18 protein-coding genes and 3 pseudogenes are annotated in these 19,444 nt (G+C 69.6%); 17 read left to right on the forward strand and 4 right to left on the reverse strand.

The features are described 5' to 3' along the window. Window positions 1–263 precede the first annotated feature (263 nt). The 4 genes and pseudogenes from Manayef4_RS18765 to Manayef4_RS18780 all read left to right on the forward strand — a co-directional run bounded on the left by Manayef4_RS18765 (window position 264) and on the right by Manayef4_RS18780 (window position 3,670). Entirely contained in the window at window positions 264–1,655 is a 1,392-nt protein-coding gene (locus tag Manayef4_RS18765) for an NF041680 family putative transposase (RefSeq protein WP_349257455.1), read from the forward strand. 14 nt (window positions 1,656–1,669) lie between these two features. Further along, window positions 1,670–1,981, forward strand: a pseudogene (locus tag Manayef4_RS18770) (IS5/IS1182 family transposase); the annotation flags it as partial. 242 nt (window positions 1,982–2,223) lie between these two features. Then, a pseudogene (locus tag Manayef4_RS18775) lies at window positions 2,224–2,805 on the forward strand (helix-turn-helix domain-containing protein); the annotation flags it as partial. Between the two features lie 310 nt (window positions 2,806–3,115). After that, on the forward strand, window positions 3,116–3,670 hold the full coding sequence (locus Manayef4_RS18780; RefSeq protein WP_011436547.1) for a Uma2 family endonuclease: 555 nt from the start codon (window positions 3,116–3,118) through the stop codon (window positions 3,668–3,670). Window positions 3,671–3,768: 98 nt separating this feature from the next. Here the strand turns inward: Manayef4_RS18780 and Manayef4_RS18785 are convergent, their stop codons facing one another. After that, complete coding sequence (locus tag Manayef4_RS18785) at window positions 3,769–4,089, reverse strand: hypothetical protein (protein ID WP_011436548.1); 321 nt, start codon at window positions 4,087–4,089, stop codon at window positions 3,769–3,771. A gap of 217 nt (window positions 4,090–4,306) precedes the next feature. Here Manayef4_RS18785 and Manayef4_RS18790 point away from each other — a divergent pair, with 217 nt between their 5' ends. From Manayef4_RS18790 to Manayef4_RS18795, 3 genes and pseudogenes are all read left to right on the forward strand, one after another. Next, a complete protein-coding gene (locus tag Manayef4_RS18790; RefSeq protein ID WP_235609429.1) occupies window positions 4,307–5,482 on the forward strand; it encodes an IS4 family transposase in 1,176 nt (391 codons plus the stop codon). 482 nt (window positions 5,483–5,964) lie between these two features. Then, a pseudogene (locus tag Manayef4_RS26775) lies at window positions 5,965–6,093 on the forward strand (GNAT family N-acetyltransferase); the annotation flags it as partial. A 110-nt stretch (window positions 6,094–6,203) separates the two neighbouring features. Then, window positions 6,204–6,920, forward strand: a complete 717-nt coding sequence (locus Manayef4_RS18795; RefSeq protein WP_175443429.1) for a metal-dependent hydrolase — start codon at window positions 6,204–6,206, stop codon at window positions 6,918–6,920. Between the two features lie 196 nt (window positions 6,921–7,116). Here the strand turns inward: Manayef4_RS18795 and Manayef4_RS18800 are convergent, their stop codons facing one another. Next, window positions 7,117–7,530 carry a DUF2784 domain-containing protein gene (locus Manayef4_RS18800; protein ID WP_011436553.1) on the reverse strand — a complete coding sequence of 138 codons (414 nt, stop codon included), beginning with the start codon at window positions 7,528–7,530 and terminating at the stop codon, window positions 7,117–7,119. Window positions 7,531–7,630: 100 nt separating this feature from the next. Here Manayef4_RS18800 and lipB point away from each other — a divergent pair, with 100 nt between their 5' ends. The 4 genes from lipB (at window position 7,631) to Manayef4_RS18820 (ending at window position 12,021) form a co-directional block, all read left to right on the forward strand. After that, window positions 7,631–8,443: a lipoyl(octanoyl) transferase LipB gene (lipB, locus tag Manayef4_RS18805; RefSeq protein ID WP_254665739.1), complete on the forward strand. Its 813-nt coding sequence runs from the start codon at window positions 7,631–7,633 to the stop codon at window positions 8,441–8,443. Between the two features lie 219 nt (window positions 8,444–8,662). Further along, window positions 8,663–10,672, forward strand: a complete 2,010-nt coding sequence (locus Manayef4_RS18810; protein WP_070132592.1) for a protein kinase — start codon at window positions 8,663–8,665, stop codon at window positions 10,670–10,672. Between the two features lie 81 nt (window positions 10,673–10,753). Continuing rightward, entirely contained in the window at window positions 10,754–11,389 is a 636-nt protein-coding gene (locus Manayef4_RS18815; RefSeq protein WP_070132594.1) for an alpha-ketoglutarate-dependent dioxygenase AlkB, read from the forward strand. Between the two features lie 182 nt (window positions 11,390–11,571). Beyond that, complete coding sequence (locus Manayef4_RS18820) at window positions 11,572–12,021, forward strand: ATP-binding protein (protein WP_023842000.1); 450 nt, start codon at window positions 11,572–11,574, stop codon at window positions 12,019–12,021. A 48-nt stretch (window positions 12,022–12,069) separates the two neighbouring features. Here the strand turns inward: Manayef4_RS18820 and Manayef4_RS18825 are convergent, their stop codons facing one another. Further along, entirely contained in the window at window positions 12,070–13,281 is a 1,212-nt protein-coding gene (locus Manayef4_RS18825) for an EAL domain-containing protein (RefSeq protein WP_070132601.1), read from the reverse strand. Between the two features lie 250 nt (window positions 13,282–13,531). Between Manayef4_RS18825 and Manayef4_RS18830 the strand changes: the two genes are divergently transcribed. From Manayef4_RS18830 to Manayef4_RS18850, 5 genes are all read left to right on the forward strand, one after another. After that, window positions 13,532–14,764: a universal stress protein gene (locus tag Manayef4_RS18830; RefSeq protein WP_023841999.1), complete on the forward strand. Its 1,233-nt coding sequence runs from the start codon at window positions 13,532–13,534 to the stop codon at window positions 14,762–14,764. Between the two features lie 405 nt (window positions 14,765–15,169). Beyond that, window positions 15,170–15,637 (forward strand): hypothetical protein, encoded by a 468-nt coding sequence (locus Manayef4_RS18835; protein WP_070132596.1) that lies wholly within the window; start codon window positions 15,170–15,172, stop codon window positions 15,635–15,637. Between the two features lie 215 nt (window positions 15,638–15,852). Then, window positions 15,853–16,446: a hemerythrin domain-containing protein gene (locus tag Manayef4_RS18840; RefSeq protein WP_011436561.1), complete on the forward strand. Its 594-nt coding sequence runs from the start codon at window positions 15,853–15,855 to the stop codon at window positions 16,444–16,446. A gap of 10 nt (window positions 16,447–16,456) precedes the next feature. Beyond that, window positions 16,457–16,981 carry a DUF6328 family protein gene (locus Manayef4_RS18845; RefSeq protein ID WP_011436562.1) on the forward strand — a complete coding sequence of 175 codons (525 nt, stop codon included), beginning with the start codon at window positions 16,457–16,459 and terminating at the stop codon, window positions 16,979–16,981. Window positions 16,982–17,061: 80 nt separating this feature from the next. Then, window positions 17,062–17,550 carry a hypothetical protein gene (locus Manayef4_RS18850; protein ID WP_035913025.1) on the forward strand — a complete coding sequence of 163 codons (489 nt, stop codon included), beginning with the start codon at window positions 17,062–17,064 and terminating at the stop codon, window positions 17,548–17,550. 523 nt (window positions 17,551–18,073) lie between these two features. Here the strand turns inward: Manayef4_RS18850 and Manayef4_RS18855 are convergent. Next, window positions 18,074–18,526: a deaminase gene (locus tag Manayef4_RS18855; RefSeq protein WP_011436565.1), complete on the reverse strand. Its 453-nt coding sequence runs from the start codon at window positions 18,524–18,526 to the stop codon at window positions 18,074–18,076. Between the two features lie 314 nt (window positions 18,527–18,840). On the opposite strand from Manayef4_RS18855, the gene Manayef4_RS18865 reads away from it, so the two are divergent. Beyond that, a partial coding sequence (locus Manayef4_RS18865) for a site-specific integrase (protein WP_254665740.1) occupies window positions 18,841–19,444 on the forward strand: 604 nt, incomplete at its 3' end.

Consider the following 19,444-nt stretch of genomic DNA (forward strand, 5'->3'; position numbering starts at 1 on the left):
CCCCTGCTCGGGAGCCTCGTAGAGACCGGGCGAACGGCGATTTCAGGACCCTGAACCAAGATCGGGCGGTTCTCAGCTTGTCGTTTAACCTTCGGGTGTCACTCTGTGTGATAGTCGCTGGTGGTTTGGGGTGGGCCGGCGTGTCGCCGTGACGTGAAGCGGCCTCCTGTTGATCCTGGTTTCTCACCAAAGACACCGTGATCAGACAGAAGGCCGTGGAGGACAGCTTGGCCCACGATGTCCCCATCGTCGAGCACCTTGGGGTGCTGTGTCGGTTCCGCCAGGAGTTCTATGGCTGTCTGACCCGGCGGGCGGATGCCCTGTTCGAGCTCACCGACGCCGTGCTGTGCGCGGACGGCCCGGTTCGTGACCTGGTCGGCCTGTCGCTGGCAGCGGAGCACCGCCGAGGGCACGGCGCGTTGTACGGCGCGATCAACCACGGCCGGGTCGAGATCAGCCGGCTGCGCCGCGCGCTGGCCGGGCTGCCGCTGCCGCGGGCCGCCGACGGCCGGATCGTGCTGGGTGTGGACGTCAGCCCGTGGCTGCGTCCGGACGCGGCCACCAGCCCGGGCCGGCTGTTCTGCCACACCTACGGCCGGGGCAAGGGCAACGCCCAGATGATCCCGGGCTGGCCCTACTCGTTCGTCGCCGCCCTCGAACCGGGCCGCACCTCGTGGACGGCGCCGCTGGACGCGGTCCGTCTCGGCCCCGACGACGACCTCACCACGGTGACCGCCGCCCAGGTCCGGGACGTGGTCGGCCGGCTCGCAGCCGTCGGCCACCACACCGCCGGTGATCCGAACATCCTCGTCGTGTTCGACGCCGGCTACGACGTCACCCGCCTGGCCTTCCTGCTGGCCGACCTGCCCGTCGACCTCGTCGGCCGGCTGCGTTCCGACCGGGTCTTCCGCCTGCCCGTCCTCCCGCGGCCGCCGAAGGCGTCCGGTCGGCCACCACGGCACGGCCCCGAGCTGCCCCTGGCCGACCCGGCCAGCCTGCCCACCCCTACGGTCACCACGACCACCGAGACCCGCCGGTACGGCACCGCGGTCGCCACCTGCTGGGACCGGGCCCACCCCCGGCTGACCCGCCGTGGCGGATGGGAACACCACACCGGCCAGCTCCCGATCATCGAGGGCACCCTGATCCGCCTCGTCGTCGACCGCCTCCCGGGCGAACGGCGCCCGAAACCGGTCTGGTTGTGGCACTCCACCGTCGACGCCGGCAGCGCCGACGTCGACCGCGCCTGGCAGGCGTTCCTGCGAAGATTCGACCTGGAACACACCTTCCGCATGGTCAAGCAGACCCTCGGCTGGACCGCCCCGAAGATCCGGGACCCCGCCGCGGCGGACCGCTGGACCTGGCTTGTCCTCACCGCCTACACCCAGCTCCGGCTCGCCCGCGCGCTCACCACCGACCTGCGCCGCCCCTGGGAACGACCCGCCGAACCCACAAGGCTGACTCCGGCCCGTGTCCGCCGGGGATTCCGCAACCTCCGCCCGAAGACACCGCTACCGGCCCGCGCACCGAAACCCGCCCGACCCGGYCCCGGACGCCCACCCGGCCGCACCAACCGACGACCAGCGATCACCCAACCAGTCGGGAAGACCACGGACAGGTCAACAGCCGCRGGATCTGAAGGACCGACAGGTTAAGGAATCGTAGCCGCCGTCATCTGTTCGCCGACGGCGGTTTCGCTGGCGAGCCTGTTGCATGGGCGCGGACCATCATGAGGACCACCGTCGAGATCGTTCGGAAGAAACCCGGTCAGAAAACCTTCGAGGCCCTGCCGAAACGATGGGTGGTCGAACGTACCCTTGCCTGGCTCACCGCCCACCGGCGGCTTGCCCACGACTACGAACGCCACCCCGCCACCTCCGCATTGTTCATCCACTGGGCGATGATCCGCACCATGGTCCGCCGTCTCGTTCGCGGGAATCCCGTCCCACGCTGGCAACCCCGCGACACTACAGAGCGTTAACATCACTCAAGATCCAGGACAGGCTCTTACAGCCACGGTGGCACCGAAGGCGTCAACACCAAGACCAAGAAGATCATGCGCCAGATGCACCGCCGAGCTGACTTCCCGCTTCTCCGCCACCGGATCCTGCCCGGCTGGTGCGCTGACCACGAACGTTTCCGGCCGTGGAGTAGGTAGAGGCGGGTGATCACGGGCACACCATCCCCGATGAGGACGGCGACCAGCCCTGGAGGTGAACCGCGATGGCGCGGCCGGTACGGGCACGGCGGCTGACCGATGAGGAAGGCCAACGACTCCAAGCGATCGCGCGCCGCGGGAAACACGGCGCGATCCGAGTCCGCCGCGCACTGATCATCATGGCGTCGGCGAGTGGGACCCCGGTCCCCGCGATCGCTCGTCTCGTCGCGGCGGACGAGGACACGGTCCGGGGGGTGATCCACCGGTTCAACGAGATCGGCCTGGACGCGTTGGACCCTCGTTGGGCGGGAGGCCGTCCCCGCCTGATCAGCTCTGACGACGAGGTGTTCGCCGTGGCGACGGCCCGCACCCGCCCGGAGAGACTCGGGCAGCCGTTCACGCACTGGAGCCTGCGCAAGCTCGCCGCCTACCTGGCCGACAACCCCGACCGCACCGTCACCATCGGTCGGGAACGGCTGCGGCAGCTCCTGCACCACCATCGGATCTCGTTCCCACGCACGAGGACGTGGAAGGAGTCCACCGACCCGGACAAGAACCGCAAGCTCGACCGGATCGAGTACCTCACCGGCACCTGTCCGAACCGGTGCTTCGCGTTCGACCAGTTCGGACCGCTACTGAAACGTCCCGGCTTCGTCAGGGCTGCTCCCACCCAGACCGGCACTACCCGGACCAGGCAGCCCTCAGCTCCACCCACCCTGCAGCGACAGGGCAGACGGTGAAGGTCTCTCACCTCCACTCGAACCACAGCGCCTCACGGCGCAAACCGGATGTGCGACAGAGCCGTTTTCTTGACACACCCGGGTCAGTCCCAGCCACCCTCGCGGGTGCGGGTGGGCTGCCGCAGGATGCCGAGACACAGAGGGTACGGCGCTACGCTGGTTCGGCGGGGATCAGGTCTGTTGGATCATCTGAAGGAGGTGTGYCATCACTGCGGGGATGATCGCTCCTGCCTGGATGCACCAGCAGATCACGGCGGAGGAATACGACTCCTGGTCCGAGGAGCGGTGCGCRGGCATCGAGATCGTGGACGGGACGGTCGTTGTGAGCCCCAGCGCGTCCAAGCGTCACAACCGGCTGGTCAAGATCCTCGCGGTCGCGTTGGAGGCTGCTGCCGGGCCGGGCTGGAACGCGGACTTCGACGTCGATGTTCGGCTTCAGGACGTGCCGTTGACGAATCGGCGTCCGGACGTGGCCGTGTACCGCGCCGACACGATCGACATCATGTCGGCCCGTCCCGAGCATCTTCTGCTCGTCGTCGAGGTGGTCTCACCGGGCTCTGAGACGACCGACCGGATTGTCAAGGCCGAGCAGTATGCGAAGGCTGGAATCTCGTATTACTGGCGGGTCGAGCAGCCCCCCGCCGGCGTCCCGGTCGTCTATACCTACGTCCTCGACCCGGCGACCGGAACGTACCGTGGCGCTGAGGTCTTCACGGGCGCCGTCGATGCTGCCGCACCTTTCCCGGTCAAGATCGATCTCGGTCGGTTGTAGCGGCGTCTGCTGGGCGTTGCCGGGCAAGCCGGCCGGCAGGATTCCGGGGGCGCATGAGTGTTCGGTGCGGCGGTGACGCAGGGCCGGCACGCGGGCTGTTACCGGTCGCCCGCTTGCCGGGCAACCGGTATGCGCCTGCGCTGGTTAAGGGCGTGTGCGTAGTGGCCGAATCCCCCCTCGGACACAGACACTACGCACGCCGATGATCTTGGTGTGGCTTCGGCTGTGATCGTCTCTGTTTCGTGATCGTAGATAAGCTTCAGGCCAAGTTCACGGTAGACCTCGGCCTTGCCGGTGGAGTCGGCTTCACGCAGGATCACCAGCAGGGCTCGTGCGCGGGCGATCTGCCAGTTACGGGAGGCCTCTGGATCCTGCTGGTCTTCGGTGGAGACCCTGCCGTAAAACGCGAGTCTGATCATGGGGGCGGTCCTTTGTGGTGAGGCGACGCGGATGAGTCTGAGGTGGCAATGCCGCTCGATTAAGTTAGAGGGACGCCTGTCCATCCCGACATGCCAACGTCCGATCCCGCGTCGATCAATTTTCGAACAMGGCGTTCGGTCCAGTTCCTCAACGTCGATCAGTGGGCGGCGGAGAGTTCACATCGGGAGTCGGGCGGTCGGCAGATAGCATCCGGGTGTGGTGCGCCTTCGTCAGGTAGTGGAATTGCCAGCCGTGGACAGCGAGCGGCTGACCGACCGTATTTCGATCGGTGTGCTCGCCAGAATCGTTCCCCGGGATCTCGTCGATGAAGCGCTGGTGGAGACGAAACGGCAGGAACGGCGTACCAGGCTGCTGCCAGCCCGGGTCATGGTGTACTTCACGATGGCGATGTGCCTCTTCTTCGACGATGACTACGAAGAAGTCATGCGTAAACTCGCCGGTGCGTTGAGGTGGCTGGGGAACTGGAAGGGTGACTGGCAGGTCCCAACTAGCGGGGCGATCTCGCAGGCACGGATCAGACTCGGCGCCGCGCCTCTGAAACTGTTGTTTGAACGTGTCGCGGTGCCGGTCGCGGGGCGGGGTACCAAGGGCGCATGGCTGCGTTCCCGGCGGCTGACGGCGATCGACGGGTTCTTCCTCGACGCCGCGGACACCCCCGAGAACGTGGCCAGGTTCGGACGGCACACCAACGGACACAAGGCCAGCGCCCTGCCACAGGTCCATGTTGTCGCGCTCGCCGAATGCGGCACGCACGCGATCGTCGCCGCCGCGGTCGGCCCCCGGGCGAGCGACGAACGCACCCTCGCCGCCACTCTCTTCGACGCCTGCGAACCCGGGATGCTCCTCACCGCCGACCGCAACTTCTACGGCCGCGACCTGTGGCACCAGGCACTTGACACCGGCGCGGACCTGCTCTGGCGAGTCAGGTCCAACCTCGCGCTACCGGTCATCCAACCGCTCCCTGACGGCTCCTACCTCTCCATTGTCATCAATCCGAAACTAAGCGGGAAACGGCGGGAACAGCTCATCGTCGACGCCCGCGCGGGCCGCGATTTTCCCGAGGACTACGCGACACCCGTCCGCGTCATCGAATACACGGTGCCCGACCGCACCGGAGCCGGCACCGGAGAACTGATCTGCCTCATCACCAACATCCTTGACCACACCGATATATCCGCGGTGGAACTCGCCACGGGCTACCATGAGCGGTGGGAAATTGAAAGAATCTTCGATGAGGTGAAGACCCACCAGCGGGGCGAAGCCCGCTCGGTCTCAATAGGTCAGTGCACCACGTATGAATCCGGTCATAGATCGGGTCTGGTAGGAACGTGGCCTACTGATCTGGAGGTTCGGTGCGCGGCGCGGTGTTGACAGCGGAGGATCGCGAGGTCATTTCCCGTGGGATCACGGAGGGAAAATCGGACGCTGGATCGTCGGCTAGTCGTCGAAGAACTACCTCGGGCTACTAGTCATGTCACGGACCGCCAGACCCATTCCGCCCTGGCCGAACAAGCCATGGCGAGGCAAGGCCGAACGCCGACGGTGAAGAACGTCGGAGAGCCGTGTGCCGGAGAACGGCATGCACGGATCGATGTGGCGGGGAATGGAAACGGAGCCGACGGCCACCGCGCCATTCCCCGACCCTACTGAGGACCACACGCACGCGCTTCGGGAAATCTTCACAGAGATCATCGAACAGCTCAACCCGGTGCGCCGCCACCGCACGTACCCACGCGCCATCAGACGAGGCCGCCACAGCGCCTACCGAGTCAAACGCCCAACAGACACCGGCATCCGTCATGATCAACAATCGAAGATCATCCTTGCTCGGACCGCTTAACTAAGCGCCATTGGGCTATGCCGGGGCTGTGACGGCAGCGGTGAGCCAGGCTGCGCTGGACGCRGGAGCGCACGAGGTCCTGCTGTTCACCGATCCGGCTGATCCGACCAGCAACGGCGTGTATCAGCGGCTCGGCTTCTAGGACCACACGCGGAGCCCGCTTGCCACGGGACAGCCGAACGTCGCTCGGCGCGCGGCGGCTGGATCGGCTGGATACAGTCTGACGATGCTGATCATTGAGGTTGAGCTGCCATGATGGGACGGACCCACGCCCTGAGCGGGGCGGTGGTCTGGTTGGCCGTCGCACCCCTGCTGTCCCGGGAGCAGTGGTTGGGCTCGCACGCGGTGTCCTTGTCCTCGTCCCAGGTGATCGCCGGCGCGGTGGTATCCGCGGGCGCGGCGCTTCTGCCCGACATCGACCATCCCCACGGTCGGATCGCCAACACCTTCGGGCCGGTCACCCGGGTTATGTGCAGGTGGATCAGCAGGGCCGCCGGTGGCCACCGGCACGCCACCCACTCGATCCTCTTCGCGCTCGGCATGGGTGTGGTCATGGGCCTGCTGGCTGCCCGTTTCGAGTATGGGTGGTGGGCCGCGCTGTTCGTCCTCGTGGGCTTCGGGTTACGTGGGCTCGGCCTGGACTTCGAGAAGCACGAGCACTGGTCGTCCGTCATGGACTGCGTGACCGCCGGGGTCGCTGTCTTTCTCATGCACGRCATTGACATGAGCTTCGCCGGCTACGCGGTCACCCTGGGCTGTCTCGCCCACCTGGCCGGGGACTGCCTGACCCCGCGCGGCTGCCCTCTTCTCTGGCCGGTCACCTGGCGGATGGAGACAGTCCTGGTTCCCCGGACGGACGGCAGGATCGAACACTGGGTCGTCGTTCCGCTTCTCGCGGTCGCCGCGGTAATCCTGACCGTGCGAGTCGTGACGGGCGACGCCGTGTCCCACTGGCTCACCGCCGGTTGAGACACCCGGCGCCGCCCCGCGAACACCGGCTGGGCGGCGCCAGCGTAGGCGGTGTGCCCGCTGGGGTATTCGGGGTGCGCCGGTGGCGGTGTCGTAGCGCCGTGACGTCGTAGCGCCGTGACGTCGTAGCGCCGTGACCTCGCAGTGCCGTGACGTCGTAGCCGGCCTCGGCCTGACCCACCGCCGGTCATCACGGTCATCGCTGGCCGGGGTCGGATGATGCCGGATCCGGTCCGGTGTCMACCGTCGGTCGGGACCGTCGTCGGTGTAGGTCCAGGCAGACGCGCACGTAGGCAACGACCACGATCAGCGCGGCCAGCGAGCGGACGAGCCAGGTGAGATCGTCCGGGTAGAGGACGCCCGCAAGGTAATGATCGATGAAACCGCCCTGGTAGGCCGGTTGACCATCGAGCCGTCGCAGATACTTCTCCAGCGGGGTCAGCGGACAGGTGAACCCGATCGTGATGATCGTTACACCCCAGATGACGGCGGGCACATGCAGCCAGAGCAGCCAGCGCCGCCGCCGGACCAGCAGCCCACCGAAGATGATGAACGCGATCCCGAGCAGGTGGGCCACCACGACGAGGTCGGCGAGAATGTCGTACGTCATCGCTGCTCCCTGTGGGCCACGGTACGCCGACCGCGCGGGATCATCCCGGCCCGGACCGCCGGAACCCGGGCATACGGTGGACCGGGCATACGGTGGAGAGGTGAATGCCGTGAACCCCGCGAATGCTATCGACCGGGTGGACGCCGTCGACGGGGTGGACAGCGGCCCGGGCCCGGGCCCGGGCCCGGTGACCTGGCCTGAGATCCTGCTGCGCCTCGACGACGATCTTGTCGACTACGAGGTTGCCATGGCACGGATGCGGGTGATGGTGCGKGAACGGATCGACGGCGTGCGGCCGGACACGCTGTGGTTCCTGTCGCATCCGCCGGTCTACACCGTCGGCAAGCGGACCCCGCCCGAGCACCGCCCGCTCGCGGGGCTGGGCATCCCGGTTCACGAGACCAACCGGGGTGGGCTGCTGACGTACCACGCCCCCGGCCAGCTGGTGGGCTACGTGATGTGTCATATCGGCGCGATGAACGCGGTGGTGCCGTTCCTGCGGCTGTTGGAGGCCCGGTTGGTGGACACGGTCGAGGCGCTCGGCATTCCGGCCGAGCGGMGGGACACCCCGCCCGGGTCCGTCGAGCTCACGGGGGTCTGGACCCGCCGGACCAACCGGAAGATCGCGTCCATCGGCCTGCGGTGCACGCGCAAGGTGACCAGCCACGGATTCGCGCTCAACGTCGACTGCGACATGCGGCCATGGACCTGGGCGACGCCCTGCGGCATGCCCGAGGTGGAGATGACCTCCGTGCAGCGGGAGCTGACCGACGCGGGGCACGCCGTCCCGAGCATGGCCGAGGTCCGCGAGATCGCCGCCGAGATGCTCGGCGCACGCAACGCCCCGCACCCCCCGGCGCCGAACCTGAGCTCGGGGGATCTGGGCACGGGGACCCGAGCCGGTCGAACCTGAGTTCGGGGGACCTGGGTACGGTCGGTGGCCCCTGGACCGTTATTTCCTCCCCTGAATTCGGCGGCCCCACGACGAGTGCGCGATCGGCGACCTGGTAAGTCGGGATCAGGTCGACCGGGTCGACCGGGCCGGCGGGGAGACATCCACGGAACCCTCACTAAAGTAGCCGTCCAGAACGGACGGCACGGACGGCACGGACGGGGAGGATCGGGGAGAACCGTGGTAGGCCATGCGGGACTGGTCGTCGCCGGCCGTTACCGACTCCAGGACCGCCTCGGGGCTGGCGGGATGGGGGCCGTCTGGCGGGCGACCGACCAGATGCTGCGGGTCGACGTCGCGCTCAAGGAAGTCTCGATCCCCGTCGACTCCACGCCGGGGGAGTGGACCGAACGGATCGCCCGCGCACGGCGGGAAGGGATGAACGCCGCCCGCCTTCGGGGTCACCCCGGGATCGTCAGCGTCCATGACGTGGTCGAGGACGGCGGGCTGCCGTGGATCGTCATGGACCTCATCATCCCGGCTCGGTCGGTAGCGGACCGGCTGCGGGGATCGGGCGGGCTACGGCCGGATGAGACAGCGTCGATCGGAGCGGCGGTCGCCGATGCCCTCGCCTTCGCCCATGCGAAGGGCGTCGTTCATCGCGACATCAAACCGGGCAACATCCTGCTGGCGGAGAGTGGCCGGGCACTCGTCACCGACTTCGGTATCGCCGCGCACAACGACGACAGTCGGATGACCGCCGCCGGAGTGGTCGGCACCATCGCCTATGTCGCTCCCGAACGGCTTGGCGGTCAGCCCGCGGACGGGCGTAGTGACGTGTTCTCCCTGGGAGTCACCCTTTACCAGATGGTGGAGGGGAGGTTACCGTTCCAGGCCGACACGACCGCCGGGCTGCTCAGCGCGATCCTGTTCGAACCRCCGCGCCCGACCGTGCTCGCCGGTCCACTTCGGCCGGTGCTGGATGYGATGCTCGAGAAGGACCCGGTAGTCCGGCTGGATGCCGCGGCTGCCGCGCGCGCCCTCGCCTCCCTCGCGGCCGGGGGACCGGCATCACCGGTGCTGGTGCCGGCACAGGTACCGACACCGACACCGGCACAGCTACCACCGCCGGCACAGGTACCGACACCGCCGTTGCCGCGGGTACCTACGGTCTCGCGACCGGCAACGGCCCTGCTGCCGCCCGTCGGCGAGCCGGAGGCAGGCGGTTCGCGGTGGCCTGACTCCGGGATGCCTGGGACGCCTGGGCTGCCCGGGGCGCCTGGGGCACCTGGGCTGCCCGGGGCGCCTGGCCGTCCCTCAGGACGGGTGTGGCTCGTGGCCGGGACGTTGACAGCCGTCCTCGCGATCCTGGCCGGGGTGTTCCTCGCCCGCGGTGGTGTCGGCGCCCATCCGGGCGACGGGTCCCTGACCGGCACCGCGTCCGCGACGGTGGCCGCGACCGGACCGGAAGACGGCGTCCCGAGGGTATCGCCGTCCGCGGCCGCGAGCGGGGCGGGGAGCGGGGCCGCGAGCGGTGCGGGGACCAGTGCGGGGACCGGGGCGCGAACGAGTTCGGCCACTGCAGCAGGCTCCCCCCGACCGTCCCAGGAGCTCACCGTCGTGCCCTCCTTCTCCGCCGCCGCGCCCGGGGTGTCGCAGTACAGCGCCGACTATTACGCAACTCTCACCAGAAGCCGGCAGGACGGCTTCCTGCTGCGGGTCGGATTCGACGCGACCGGCCGTAGCGACCTGCGGGATCCGCGGACATCCTGCGTGCTGGTCTCGTCGGGTTCTCGCGAGCTCCGGCTGTTTCCCGTCCAGGCCGACGTGCCGGTGAGCTCCTCCGGACGGTATTCCGGAACACTGACGTTCTCGCTCGCGCTGCCGGGAAGCTACCGTTTCCGCTACTCGTGCCAGGCGGACTACTCGGCCGCGCTCCTCGGCACGGTGACGATGCCATCGGTGGCGGTGAGCGTTTACGACGACAACTACTTCGTGAACGTGCTGGAGGTACGCGTCGGAGCCGGTCGGACGGTCGTGTTTTTCGCCGCAGCGGGAGCGGCGGACCTCCGGGTGCCGGTTACGTCGTGCCTTCGGTTGGAAAGCGGGATCCGTAGGCCTGTCGTGGAGCTGAAGACCTCGCGGAAGTCGCCGACGGGGGCGACGTACATCGGAACGATGCGGTTCGAGGGGACCCCGCCGGCTACCCTCGTCTATTCCTGCTCCGATTACTCGCCTGTCAACCTGTGACGGCCTTCGGGCCTTCGGGCCTTCGGGCCTTCGGGCTTGTCGCAGWCCTGTCTTCGAACGTGTGTTTGGTAGTGTCGAAGCATGGAGATCGCGGCGTTCCAGGCCTCGTTGCTCGATGACGCCCCGGCGATCGAGGTCGGCCCACTCGGGACGTCCGTCCGACGAGTCGGGMTCGCGCGGGGTGCGTGGGTCGATGTGCGGCCCCGCTGGATCGTTGGAGCCGACGTGCTCTTCGAGCGGCTGCGCGATCGTGTCCCCTGGCGGGCGGAGCAGCGGACGATGTACGACAGGGTCGTCGACATTCCCCGGCTGCTCGCCTTCTACGACGAGCGTGCGTCGCTGCCCGATCCGGCGCTCGGCGCGGCGAAGCGGGTCCTCGACGAGCACTATGCGGCCGAGTTGGGCGAGGGCTTCGCCACCGCCGGGCTGTGCCTGTATCGCGACGGGCGTGACAGTGTGGCCTGGCATGGCGATCGCGTCGGGCCGGGTGGGTTCCGCGACACCATGGTCGCGATCGCCGTCCTGGGCGCCCCGCGTGCGTTGCTGCTGCGGCCGCGGGGCGGGGGCGGCCCGGCGATCCGGCACGACCTGGGCCACGGCGACCTGCTCGTGATGGGAGGCAGTTGCCAGCGCACGTGGGATCATGCCGTGCCCAAGACGGCGCGGCCGGTCGGGCCGCGGATCAGCGTTCAGTTCCGCCCGCGCGGCGTGCGCTGAGCTGGACCGTTCCCGCTTCGGTGGACCTCGCTCGGGCGTACGGGAAGAAGGCCCGGCGGGCGGCCCTGGCCCGGTACGGTCTCGATCGTTTCCTGCGGGACTGGGACGAGGTGCTCGCGCGGGTCACGGACTGAGCTCCGACACCGGGTTTATCCACATGATTGCAAGGAAATGTCTTTCACATGACGGGTAAACCGGAGCTGCCCGGCGAGTCGGGCGAGCCCGGCGAGCCCGGCGAGCCGTTGGACAGGTTCGTGCTGCCGCTCAGCCCGATCGCGCCCCGGCAGGCCCGGGTCCGGCTGGCCGCGGGCCTCGCCGGCACCGGCTTCGCGGCGGAGCTGACCGAGATCGTCGTGCTGCTCGCCAGCGAACTGGTCACCAACGCCGTCGTGCACGGCCGCGGTGAGCCGGTTCTGGAGATCCGGACAACCGACCACCAGGTGTGGGTCGGCGTCCAGGATCCGGACAGCCGCCTCCCGCAGGTGCAGCAGGTCGACACCGACTCGCTCGGCGGGCGGGGTATGCACCTGGTGGCCGAGCTCGCTGAGACCTGGGGCGCCGACGTCATCCCCGGCGACGGGAAGGTCGTCTGGTTCCGGTTGCGTCGGGAGAGCCCCGCCGTCGATGGTTGACCGCCGCCGCTGCGGCCGGGCGCGCCGGGGCTTACCTGACGCCGGGGCTTACCTGACGGCCTCGGGCAGGACGGGGGTGGGCGGGCCGAGAAGGAAGCCCTGGCCGTAGGGGATCGCGGTCTCCCGGGTGGCCTGGAGTTCGGCCGCGGTCTCGATGCCCTCGGCGACCACGCTGCCTCCGATCTCCTTGGCGACGTGCACCAGCCCGGCGGCCACGGCCCGCCGSGCCGGGTCGGTGTCGATGCCCTGGGTCAGGCAGCAGTCCATCTTGATGATCTCCGGTCGCAGCCGGACGAGCTGTTCCAGCCCGGCATAGCCGGTACCCACGTCGTCGGCGGCGATGCGGACGCCGAGCCGGCGCAGGTGCTCGATGTCGCGGTTGATCGCCGGAGTGTCGCCGATCCGTTCGTGCTCGGTGATCTCCACGAGGATGCGTTCGGCATCCTCGTTCATGATCATGTCCACCAGGCCGGCCGAGAGGGTCGTCGCCGAGACGTTAATCGCGAGGATCATGTGCGTCGGCAGCCGGGGCAGCACGGCGAGCGCGCGTCGGACCGCGGCGAGTTCGAGATCGACGTTGAGGCCGACGGAGCCTGCCGCGGTGAACCACTGTGACGGGCTGCGGGCGTAGTCCGAGAACCGGGACAGCGCCTCCACTCCGATGATCTTTCCGTGTTCGAGGTCGAGCACCGGCTGGAAGGCGAGCGCGGGCCCCCCGCCGTCGATCACATGGCTGACGTCGCGCCAGACGCGGCTGCGGACCTCCCACATCCGGTGCAGGTCGGTCACGGAATCGCCGAGGATCTCCGCGATCATCCGCAGGAACCGGCCGTCGCGCGGCCGCAGGTGCGGATGCGGCCCGTGCCCGAGACAGCCGGCCAGGCCGTAGACGATGCCGTCGCTGTCGACCACCGGCACGGCGGCGTAGGCCCCCACGTCGAGTTCGTCGACGACGGGCAGTCGCAGGATGCGCGGATCGGCTCGGGTGTCCGGGATGACGGTGGGAAACTCACCGGACAGGACGCGTCCGAACAGGGCGCTCTCGCGCCGAACGGTGGAGCCCGGGGCCAGCTGGAACGACGCGCCGTCCCCGTTGATGACCTGCACGACGAGGACGTCCGCCTCGATGCGACCGAGCCAGGCAAGATCCATGCCCAGATGGCGGCGCAGTATCCCCAGCAGCTCCACCACCGCCGTCGCCGGCTCGRGAACCTCGGCCTTCGGCCCGAGCACCGAGGCGGGGGTTGGACGGACCGACATCCGTACCACCTCCTCTCCTGGTGTTCCCTCGGGTTTTCCGCGCACACCCTGGTCGGCACCGAGATCTGTTACCGTTTCATGAACGATATCGACCTGTTCATGACCGGCGTCCGCCACTGCCGGGAGATCCATCCACTGTCTCCCGTCTGTCTCCCCTCGCGTCCGTTGTCTCTTCGTGTTGTAGTAGACACGGGATCGGGACGGATGCCTGCTCGGCGAGCGAGGATGCTCGGAGGGGAGGCGGTGTCGCGTGGCGGACATCGTGGTCGGGATCGACGGGTCGACAGATGCCGAGCGCGCGCTGCGGTGGGCCGTGCGCGCGGGGCGTCGTTGTAGCGCGCGGGTGCGTGCCGTGCTCGTCTGGGCCGCGGCCGGCCCGTTCTGCACGCGGGTGAAGCCGCCGCCCGCCACCTCACCGGAGCATCCCCGCTGGACGGCCCAGTGGATGCTGCACGACGTCGTCAACCGGGTCCGCGAGGCCCAGCCCGACGCCTGGATCGTCGAGCGGACCGTGTACGGGAGCCCGGTGGACACGATACTGACCGAGTCGGAGGGCGCGGTCATGCTCGTCCTCGGTGCCCGCGGCCGTGACCGGCCGCGCCGCCTGCCGGCCGGTTCGGTCAGCATGGCGTGCGTGTACGGGGCGTCGGTGCCGGTGGTCGTGGTCCACGGCAGGTCGGCGGAGCCGGCCGAGAGCGGGCCCGTCGTCGTCGGGGTGGACGGGTCCGCCTGCTCGTTGGCCGCGCTGCGGTGGGCCGCCCAGGAGGCGGCGCTGCGCCGGGCGTCGCTGCGCATCATGCACGCCTGGGCGCCGCTGCCACCGGAGTGCGTTGTCCGGCTGGGACTCTGCGGTGCCAGGTCCGCTGGTGCGGTACCCACGGTGGGCGCTGGGGCCGTTCGTGCCGCGCCGGCTGGTGCGGCGTCGGCTGGTGCGGGGCTCGGCGACACGGATCCGGGCGGGACCGGATCCATCCGGACGGACCCGGGCGAAACGGGCTTCGCTCCGGGATTCGCCGGCCGTGGAGTTCGGGGCACGGCATCGGGGGGCACGGTACTCGATGATCGTCCAGGATTTGGTGACCCGGGGTCCGCCGATGCGGCGCTCGGCGGGTCGGCGTTCGGGGGGTCGGCGTTCGGGGGTCCCGCGTTCGGGGGTCCCGCGCTCGATGCGACGGGATCCGGCGGAACGGCCCTCGTCGACGCCGCCCTCGAAGGCGCCGCGCGAGCCGTGCTGGACGAGGCGGTGCGCGTGGGTCTGCCCGAGCCGGGTGATCTCGATGTGCGCACGGACCTGATCCGCGGAGCGGCCGCGTCCAGCCTGCTGCGGGCCGCGGCGGGGGCGCAGCTCCTGGTCATCGGAGCCCGGGGCCGCGGCGGATTCGCCGAGCTGCTGCTGGGCTCCATCAGTTCACAGTGTGTGACACACGCCCAGTGCGCGGTCGCGGTCATCCGCACGCCCGGAAGTACGACGTGTAGTGATTAGTGCGACGTGTGGTGACTCCGCCGCGGCGGACCTTCGACCCGGTGCGAGTCCCTTTCCCTCGGGTCGTGGGCTCTTGGGCCGTGAGCCGCGAGCTTTCGGGTCGTGGGCCGAGATCGAGGGCCCCGGGCGGGGATGCCCGATCGGGCACGTACCGAGCGGGTGGACGGCGGGTCACCGGCGGCGCCACCTGCCGCGCCACCTGCCGCGCCACCTGCGGTGTCGGCTCTCGCGGCCCGCCGAGCGCGGCCCGCGATCCAGCGGTGACGGCGCGGCGGGCAGGTGATCCTCCCGAAACGGCCCGGCTTTMCCTCGTCTTGGGGGAGGATGGGCAGATCGGGGCGTGATGTCCCCGTGAGGTACGGGGGCATCACGGCGCCGGCCGTGGGAGGGGAGCGTCGAGCGACTATGGCGGATCAGTACTATGGCGGTTCCGGTCGGCGCGGCGAACGGTTCGCCCAGGCGCGCTGGCTCGCCGGTCAGGCCCGGCAGGACCGCACCACCTCCTGGTACGTCCCGCTGATGATCACCGTGATCGGCGCCGGTGCGGCGTTCGACGCCTTCGGCCGCGGCGTGGGGCTCCTCTACGCCCTCGGGCTGTCGATCGCCTTCGTCCTGCTGACGTGGACGACGATCCGGCTCATGYCGTCGGTGTCCGACGAGCTGAACGTCAACCGGGTGACAGGCCCGCGCAAGATCATCGCCATGGTGAACACGCCGGTGCGCACCCACGGCGTGTTCCTGCTGGCCGCGGCGTTGCCGATCGCGATCGCCCTGATCAGGACGGTCGGTTTCTTCGTGTTCGGCGGGGCGCTGCTCGTCGGGATCGTGGTCGGCGTAGCGCTGGCCGCGGCCTGGATGTTCGAACGCCGGTAGACCCGCCCGGCGCCGACGAACCTCCTGATTCCGAATGACGAACCTCCTGATTCCGAATTCCGAAGAACCTCCTGCTCTCCTCTCAGAGCGCCCATCCCTGGGCCTGGACATCCCGGTCCGGCGCATCCCCCGCTCGGACCAGGTTCCTGTTCCCGCCAAGCGGGCAGGCCAGCAGGGACACGGTCCGGTGCGCGGTCCGCGATGAGGAGAGTGCGATGACGGTCAGCAAGGCCACGAGGGAACGAACCCGGGCGAGTCAGCTCCCCGAGGACGATGTGGTCGGGATCCTGCTCGCGCAGCATGCCGAGATCCGCGAGCTGTTCGGGAAGGTCAGGACGTCGACGGGCCGACGCCGCCAGGAGACGTTCGACGAGCTGCGGGCGCTGCTCGCGGCCCACGAGACCGGCGAGGAGGTGGTGCTGCGCCCGATCAGCCGGCAGGTGGTGGGGCCCGAGGTGACCGATGCCCGCAACCACGAGGAGAAGGCTGCGAGTCGGGACCTCGCCGACCTCGATCGGATGGAGGCGAGCAGCGTCGAGTTCGGGGCCAAGCTCGCCGCGTTCGAGCACACGGTGCTGGAACACGCCGAGCGCGAGGAGCGGGAGGAGTTCGAGGCGCTGCGCCAGGTCCGTCCCGAATCCGAACTCGTGCGCCTGGGCCGCAGACTGCGGGCCATTCAGGCGATCGCCCCCACCCATCCGCACCCCTCGGTCGCGGGATCCCCCACCGCTCAGCGGGTATTCGGGCCGGTGGTGTCCCTCGTCGACCGGCTGCGCGACGCTCGGCGGCAGACGGCGGCGGCGGGATGACGGCGGCGGGATGACGGCGAGGAGTTCCACCGCCCGGGGGAGCTCCTCGAACGGCGGGCCGGACCCTTCGGAGACCCCGGCGCAACGCCGGTACCGCAACTGGGGAGATCTGCTGCAGGAGTTGCGCGTCGTCCAGACGGGCGTGCAGCTGCTGACCGCCTTCCTGCTCGCCATCCCGTTCCAGCAGCGGTTCACGACGTTGAGCAACGAGCAGAAGTCGCTCTATCTCGTGATCGTGCTGCTGACGGTCAGCGCCACCGGGCTGCTCATCATGCCGGTGAGCCTGCACCGCGCGGTCTTCCGGCGCAAGGAGAAGGAGACGCTGATCCGGGTGGCGAACCGGCTCGCCCAGGTGGGCCTGGCATTGTTCGCCGTGGCCGTCTCCGGGGTCGTCCTGCTCATCTTCGACGTGGTCAGGGGGGCGCCGGCCGGCTGGATCGCCGGGGGCTGCACCTTCGTCGTGCTGGTCGTGCTGTGGGCCGTCGTGCCCGCCGCCATCCGCCTCGCCGCCGGCGGCTGGGCGTCCGGACCGTAGCCGGGTGCCCAGACGGTTCGCAGCGGCTTGCCGTGCGGACAGGTACCCGCTCTTGGCACGGGCTTGACGCTGCCCGTCGCGTGAAACTGGGCGCCATGGCGACGGCGGCATCACCCCGGACCCGGGTGGTCGACGAGCACATGTTCACCGTCGCGCGGGCGCTGGGTCCGACGACGTTCCGGTTGCAACTGTTCACGGCGACTGGCCTGCGGCCGGTGGCTGTCGTGACCCAGCCGGAGCGGGAAGGCTTGTCGCTGATGAACGGCGCCGAGCGCTACGCAGCGGCGGTGTGGATGCGGTACCTCCCGGACGATCCCGAGCCGCCGATCTGGGTCCAGCGCCAGTTCGTCAACAGCACGGCCGACGCCTTCACCCAGGTGCTGTTCACGGTCACCGGCCCACACACGCCGGCGAACCCTCGGTGGCGCAGGCTGACCGACCAGACGCTGGCCGCTCTGGTCGGTGCTCCGGTCGACGCGGACCGCGGCGCCGGCGGGTACGCCAGATCCGCCCGCGCCGCGGCGGGCGGGACTGCTGCTGGTACCACCAGGGCGACTGGCACCGGGTGAACGCGGCCGCCGGGACCGGCGGTGACAGCTGCCCGCTGGGCCGGGCGGCCAGCGCGACGGTCACCGGCGTCGGCCGGGGTCGCCCGGGGAGGTCGAACCACAGCAGGTGCGGCGGCATCCGCGGGGTCCGCGCCCAGTGCGCCAGCCGGTCAAGATCACGGATAGGTGGCCCGCTCTCGATCCGGCTGACCTGGGCCTGCGTCAGGGTGTGCCACCGACCCAGCCGTTCCTGGCTGATGGGCCCGGAGGTGGTGGGGGTGCAGGCGATAGGCCGCGGAGACCCGGCCTATGTGCTGGGCCGCGAAGGCATCACGCATCTGGTCGGTGTGCCAGAACCGCTCCGGCACGCGCGCCGGGCCTGCCGGACACCACCTTCAGTACGGATCCCGCGGTCGTGGCGCGGGTTGCCGAGCGCCTGCGCGCTCCACCCCTGGCACTAACTTCCCACCCCGTGGGGCAACGGACCGCGGCGGACACCGGCCCAGAGCGTTCCGAGGCCGAGCGGACGTCAGCCGAAATTGGATCAGACTGACAGGTGGGCGTTCATGGCGCGGGCCTGTTCACCGAGCTCGGGTAGTTCCACGACGGTGACGCCCGCCTGGGTGAGGAGTTCGTAGCCTTGGCAGTCGGCGACGAAGAGGCTGGGTTCGCGCCAGGCGATGACCACTCGCGGGATCTTTGCTTCCAGGATGAGCTGGGTGCAGGTGCGGGGCCGGGACTTGCGCTGGGAGCAGGGTTCGAGGGTGCTGTAGATCGTCGCGGTGGCGAGCCGAGGGTCGCCCGGGCCGATCTTCGCGAGTGCGGACTCCTCGGCGTGTACCGCGTCGTCGACCTCGCGGGAGAAGCCGAAGGCGATCTCCTGGTTGTTCTTGTCGACGATGACGGCGCCCACGGAGTAGGCGCCGGCGGCGGGTGGGCAGCGGTGGGCGAGTTCGATGGCCCGGGTCATCCAACGGTGATCGTCGAGCTGGGGCATGGAGCGGCTCCTCCTTCCCTGGGGTCCGGTCCCGCAGGGCGGTGGACCGGATGGCCGGTGGCGTGCCGGTGGCCGCAGTGGGTGCAACTGCGTCGCGGGCGTGGCGTCGTCATCCCTGGCCGCCTTCCCCGATCCGTACGCGGCGGGCGGTCAACGCGCGAACCGTAGCACCGTCCGTGTCGATGTCAATGCCTAAAGCTCATTGCAGATAACGCTGCGCGGTATAGCCACCACCTCCAGCAAAGCCCACGCTCGGGAGCGTGGCAGGCCCGGGACGCGTGGCAGCGTGCTGTCCGCTTCCGCTGTGGGGAAGCGTGGTCGCGTCCGACGGCGTGGTGCCGTGGAGGCTGGTCGACGGCCTCGGTGAGCCGGTCGAGCCGGTCGAGGTCTTCCTACGGGACTTCGTCGCGCAGGGCCGGTCGGCGAACTCGGTGCGCAGCTATGCGCTGGCGTTGCTGCGGTGGTGGCGGTTTCTGGTCGCGGTTGGAGTGGCCTGGGACCGGGTGAGTCCGGCGGAGGTCCGGGACTTCGTGCTGTGGCTCGGGCAGGCGACCAAGCCGGTCGCGGCGGCGCGGGTCGGGTCGCGGGCGACCGTGGGGCAGGTCAACCCGGTGACCCGTAAGCGCCACCTCGGGGACGGCTACGGRCCGGCGACGGTGCGGCACAGCAACGCCGTGCTGCGGACCTTCTATGAGTTCTGGCTGGAGCGTGGTGAGGGGCCGCTGGTGAATCCGGTTGTGCTTGCTCGGGCGGGCCGGGGCCGGGCGCACGCGCACCACAACCCGCTGGAGGCATTCCGTCCGGAGGGGCGGCTGCGTTATAACCCTCGGCTGCCGAAGCGGAAGCCGAGGGCGATGCCGGACGAGCGGTGGGACGCGCTGTTTGCGGCGATGGGCCGTAACCGGGACCGGGCGATCC

Source organism: Frankia sp. CgMI4 (genome assembly GCF_001756285.1).
GTDB classification, from domain to species: domain Bacteria; phylum Actinomycetota; class Actinomycetes; order Frankiales; family Frankiaceae; genus Frankia; species Frankia casuarinae.